At 76.6% G+C, this 5,406-nt stretch carries 4 protein-coding genes; 3 read left to right on the top strand and 1 reads right to left on the bottom strand.

The window, feature by feature from the left end; genetic code table 11:
• Positions 1-39: 39 nt before the first annotated feature.
• Positions 40-1,098: a PLP-dependent cysteine synthase family protein gene (locus EF903_RS27955; RefSeq protein ID WP_125547769.1), complete on the top strand. Its 1,059-nt coding sequence runs from the start codon at positions 40-42 to the stop codon at positions 1,096-1,098.
• Positions 1,095-2,399, top strand: a complete 1,305-nt coding sequence (locus EF903_RS27950) for an MFS transporter (RefSeq protein ID WP_399421854.1) — start codon at positions 1,095-1,097, stop codon at positions 2,397-2,399. Before EF903_RS27955 ends, EF903_RS27950 begins: the two co-directional genes overlap by 4 nt.
• Positions 2,400-2,417: 18 nt before the next feature.
• On the opposite strand, the gene EF903_RS27945 is transcribed toward EF903_RS27950, so the two are convergent.
• The gene (locus EF903_RS27945) at positions 2,418-3,038 is read right to left on the bottom strand and encodes a TetR/AcrR family transcriptional regulator (RefSeq protein WP_260616023.1); all 621 of its coding nucleotides are present in this window, start codon (positions 3,036-3,038) and stop codon (positions 2,418-2,420) included.
• A 103-nt stretch (positions 3,039-3,141) separates the two neighbouring features.
• Between EF903_RS27945 and EF903_RS27940 the strand changes: the two genes are divergently transcribed.
• The coding region (locus EF903_RS27940; RefSeq protein ID WP_260616022.1) for an MMPL family transporter at positions 3,142-5,406 on the top strand (2,265 nt) is incomplete at its 3' end.

The following is a 5,406-nucleotide window of genomic DNA, read 5'->3' as shown; positions in this document are numbered from 1 at the left end:
AGCCCGGACAGGGCGGCGCCGCCCTCCCCCGGCGCCGCCCTGTCCGGGCTCGTCGGCAACACCCCCCTGCTGCGCGTGTCCGAGCCGTTCACGCCCCGCGGCCGCGGGTTCTGGGCCAAGCTGGAGGGGTTCAACCCCGGCGGCATCAAGGACCGCCCCGGCCTGCACATGGTCGAACGGGCCCGCGCCCGCGGGGAGCTGCGGCCCGGAGCCCGCGTCATCGAGTCCACCAGCGGCACCCTGGGCCTGGGCCTCGCCCTGGCCGGGATGGTGTACGGGCACCCGGTCACCCTCGTGACGGACCCCGGCCTGGAGCCTTCCATGAAGCGGCTGCTGACCGCGTACGGGGCGCGGGTCGAGGTCGTCTCCGAGCCGCACCCGGCCGGCGGGTGGCAGGAGGCCCGCCGGGCACGGGTGCGGCGGCTGCTGTCCGGGGACCCGGGAGCCTGGTGTCCCGACCAGTACAACAACCCCGACAACACCACCGCCTACACCCCGCTCGCCCTGGAACTCGCCTCCGGGCTCGGCCACATCGACGTCCTGGTGTGCAGTGTCGGCACCGGCGGGCATTCCGCGGGCCTCTCACGGGTCCTGAGGCAGCTCTACCCGCGGCTGGAGCTGGTCGGCGTCGACACCGTCGGCTCCACGATCTTCGGGCAGCCGGCCCGGCCCCGCCTGATGCGCGGCCTCGGATCGAGCATCCACCCCCGCAACGTCGCCTACGGCAGCTTCTGCGAGGTCCACTGGGTGGCGCCGGCCGAGGCCGTGTGGGCCTGCCGGCGGCTGGCGTCCTCGCACTACGCGACGGGCGGCTGGAGCGTGGGCGCCGTGGCGCTGGTCGCCGGCTGGCTGGCCCGCACCCGGCCGGAGGGCACCCGCATCGCCGCGGTCTTCCCGGACGGGCCGCAGCGCTACCTGGGGAGCGTGTACGACGACGACTGGTGCACCGCCCGGGGGCTCCTCGACGCGCCCCCGGCCGCCGAGCCGGAGGTCGTCGGCCGGGCCGACGAGAAGGAGGTCGTCCGCTGGACCCGCTGCGCCGCCGTCGTCGACCCCCTGGCCGGGCGCGGGGACGGGGTGCGGGAGGCTTCCCGGTGAGGGGGCCCCTCGCGCCGCTCCGCTCGTACGGGACGGGCGTCCGGCTGCTGATGGTGAACCAGTTCGCCATCAACCTCGGCTTCTACATGCTGATGCCGTACCTGGCCGTCCACCTGTCCGGGACGCTCGGGATGGCCGCCTGGACGGTCGGCCTCGTCCTCGGCGTGCGGAACTTCAGCCAGCAGGGCATGTTCCTGGTCGGCGGGACCCTCGCCGACCGGCTGGGCCACAAGCCGCTGATCGTGTCCGGGCTGCTGCTGCGGACCGCCGGGTTCGCGGCGCTCGGCCTGGTCGGCTCGCTGCCCGCGCTGCTCGCGGCGTCGGCCGCCGTCGGCCTCGCGGGCGCCCTGTTCAACCCGGCGTCGCGCGCCTACCTCGCCGTCGAGGCGGGAGAGCGGCGGGTGGAGGCGTTCGCCCTGTTCAACGTCTTCTACCAGGCGGGCATCCTGCTCGGCCCGCCGGTCGGCATGCTGCTCACGGGCGCGGACTTCCGCCTCACCTGCCTGACCGCGGCCGGGATCTTCGCGGTCCTCGGCGCCGTCCAGATCCGGCGCCTGCCCGCCCGGCGGCCCGACGCCGCCGCCGGCCGCGGGCAGGGGCCGCGCCCGCCGGTCCTCGCCCAGTGGCGGGGGATCCTCGGGAACCGCCCGTTCGTGCTGTTCTCGACCGCCATGGCCGGCTCGTACGTCCTGTCCTACCAGGTGTACCTGGCGCTGCCGCTGGAGGTGCGGCGGCTGGGCGGCCAGGGGCCGCTCGGGACGGCGGCGACGGCTGCGCTGTTCGCGGCGCCGGGGCTGCTGACGATCCTGCTGCAGACCCGCGTCACCGCCTGGTGCCGGGCCCGTACGACGTCCGGGCGGGCCCTCGTGTGGGGGGTGCTGGCCATGGCCGCGGCCTTCGTCCCGCTGCTGCTGGCACCGGCGCTGCCGCTGCCGGACGGGGGCGCGTGGCGGTGGCTGCACGCGGCGGGCGTGCCCGTACTGGCCGCCCTGCTGCTCGCGGTCGGGACGATGGTGGCGTACCCGTTCGAGATGGACACCCTCGTGGGGCTGTCCGGGGACCGGCTCGTGGCCACGCACTACGGGCTGTACAACACCGTCTGCGGAATCGGCATCACCGTGGGGAACCTGGTCACGGGGGCGGCTCTCGACGCGGCCCGGGCCGCGGGCGCGGCGCCGCTGCCCTGGCTCGCGCTCCTCGCCCTCGGCCTGCTGTGTGCGGGCGCACTGCTGGCCATGGACCGCACCGGGCGCCTCGCGCCGCCCGGGAGGGGCGCCCCGGCGGAGCCGGCGGCGGCCTGAAGCCCGCGTCGGCGCGGCTCAGCCGGGCGCCGGCCGGGGGTCGGCGGAGGCGAGCAGGTTCAGCACGGTGGCCTCCATCGCGTGCCGGGCCTGCTCGGCGCTGAGGCCCGTCGAACGCCAGTGGTGCCAGGCGCCCCACGTGGTGACGGCGTCCAGCCCGTCGGCGAGATCACGGCGGCGGCCCTCCGGCAGCGGGTCGAGCTCCGTCGCCAGGACGGCCTCCATGCGGCGGCGGCCGTCGGCGAACGCCTCGTCGATCACCTGCCGGATGCGCGGCGAGGGATGGTCCATCCGCATCACCGCCAGACGGGCCGGAGTGATCCACTCCAGGATCCGGGCGCGCTGCTCGGCGAGCGCGGCCACCCGCTCCGCGCGCGGGCCGGCGGTGGGCAGCGGCCTGATCTGCTCGGCGAGTTGTTCCAGCCGCCGGGTGATGGCGGTGTCGACCAGCTGCGACATGTCGGCGAAATGGTGGAACACCGAGCGCCGCGACACTCCGGCGCGGGCCGCCACCTTGTCCGCCGGGAACTCGGTGCTCCCCTCGTCGAGCAGGGCGAGCAGCGCGTCGGCGATGCGCTCGCGCGTCTGCCGGCCCCGCTCGGTCCGCCCGTCGGCCGCCGACTCCGGTCGATTCTCCACTCGCCCTCCCGATCTCCTCGCATTGACATTGTTGCACTCCAAGTGCAAGCGTAAAAATGCACTCGGAGTGCAAGTTGTTGGTGAAGAGAGGTGAGAGCCGACGATGTTCCACGCCCTGGGGCGCAGCTGCGCCCGCAGACCCGGCCGGGTCCTCGCCGCCTGGCTGGCGGTGCTGCTCGCCCTGGCCGCCGCGGTCCTGGTGTACGGCCGGGCCACCAGCGAGGCCGTGTCCATCCCGGGCAGCGACAGCCAGGCGGCCCGGGACGCGGCGGCCGCCTTCCCCGGGCCGCCGTCGGGAAGCCAGCCCGTGGTGCTGCACGTGCCGGCGGGCAGTGCCCCGCTGACCTCGGACTCCATGAGGGCCGCGGTGGAGGCGGCAGCCGCGCGGATCGCCCGCGTCGAGCACGTCACGGCGGTCACCACGCCCTACGCCCCCGCCGGCGGCGCGGCGATGAGCGCGGACGGCCGCACCGCCTACCTGGCGCTCGGCCTGGACGTCGCCGCCCGCGACATCACCCCGGAGACCGCCGCGGCCGTGGAGGCGGCTGCCGAACCGGCCCGGCGGGCGGGCGTCGAGGTGACGCCGGGCGGCGAGCTCGCCGCGGCCGCCGACAAGGGGTCCACCGGGCACAGTGAGCTGATCGGCCTCGCCGCGGCCGCCGCCGTCCTCTTCCTCGGGCTGCGCTCGGCCTTGGCGGCCGGGCTGCCGATCGCGGTCGGGCTGGTGGGCCTGGGGGTCTCGCTGTCCGCTGTCGGCCTTCTCGGACACGTCGTGGACATGCCGGCCTCCGGCGCCACGCTCGCCGCGATGATCGGGCTCGGGGTGGGCATCGACTACACGCTGTTCTGCCTGGTGCGCTTCCGCTCCTTCCTCGCCGGGGGCGCGGGATCCGTGGAGGCCGCGGCGCGGACGACCGCCACCGCCGGCAAGGCCGCCGCCTTCGCGGGCTGCGCGGTGGCCGCCGCCCTGGCCGGGCTGGCGCTCGGCGGGCTGCCCCTGCTGTACGCGCTGGCGCTGGCGCCGGGGATCGCCGTACTCGTCGCCGTGGCGGCCGCCCTCACCCTGCTGCCGGCGCTGCTGGCGCTCCTCGGCCGGCGGCTCGCTCCGGCCGCGCCCGGGGCCGCGGCCGCCGCCGAGGGGGCCGGCCCGGCGCACGGCGCCCGCCCGCACCGGATCGCCGAGTACGTCGCGGGCCGGCCGTGGGGCCACCTGCTCGCCGGCCTGGCCGTGGTCGCCGTACTGTCCGTCCCCGCGGCCGGTTTGGCGTTCGGCGCGCTCGACGCCGGCGACAAGGCCGCGGGGACGGACAGCCGCACCGCCCACGACCGGCTGGCGGCCGCCTTCGGCCCCGGCGTGAACGGGCCCCTCCAGGTGACGGCGTCCCTGCCCACCGCCGCCGCCGGCCCCGGCGACGGCCGCCTCACCTCGATCACCTCCGCACTGGAGGCCACCCCGGGGGTGGCCTCCCCCGGCGCGCCGCAGCTCGCCGCGGACGCCCGTACCGCCCGCTGGCAGGTCGTCCCCGACACCGGCCCCGGCGATCCGCGGACCGCCGCGCTCGTCGACCGGCTGCGGGAGTCGGCCCTGCCCGCGGCCGCGGCGGGCGGCGGGACGGCCGTCCACGTCGGCGGGTCCGCGGCCGCCCAGGCCGATCTGAACGACCGCCTGGCGCAGCGGATGCCGGCGGTCATCGGGGCCGTCGTCGCCGTGGCCGCGCTGCTGCTCCTTCTGGCGTTCCGCTCGCCCGTCGTCGCGGTCAAGGCGGCCGTGGTGAACCTGCTGTCGGTGGCCGCCGCGTACGGTGTGCTCACCGCCGTGTTCCAGTGGGGCCTGGGGGCCGCGCTGATCGGCCTGGAGGGGCCGGTGCCGGTCCCGGGGTACGTGCCCCTGCTGCTGTTCGCCGTCCTGTTCGGACTGTCCATGGACTACGAGGTGTTCCTGCTCAGCTCCGTCCGCGAGGCGTACCTGCGGCACGGGGACAACCGGCGCGCCGTCGTCGAGGGCCTGGCGGGGACCGGGCGCGTGATCACCTCGGCAGCAGCGATCATGGTGTGCGTGTTCCTGAGCTACCTGCTGTCCGCGGATCCCGTGGTGAAGATGTTCGGCATCGGCCTGGCCGCGGCCGTCGCACTCGACGCCACGGTCGTCCGCGGGCTGCTGGTTCCGACCGGCATGGTGCTGCTGGGCACACGCAACTGGTGGCTGCCCGGACCGCTGGACCGCCCTGGCCCCGTATGGACATCGAGGGCGAGGGCGCGGACCGCGGCACGCGGCCGCACCCGGCCGCGCCCGGACCCGCCGCCACCGAGCCGACCCCCGCACCGTGAGGAACCCGGAGCCCATGCCCGCCGACGCACCGACCACCCC

The organism is Streptomyces sp. WAC05292 (genome assembly GCF_003949955.1).
Lineage (GTDB): Bacteria > Actinomycetota > Actinomycetes > Streptomycetales > Streptomycetaceae > Streptomyces > Streptomyces globosus.
The sequence above is the reverse complement of the archived record's forward strand: the minus strand, read 5'-3'. Positions and strand labels throughout refer to the sequence as shown.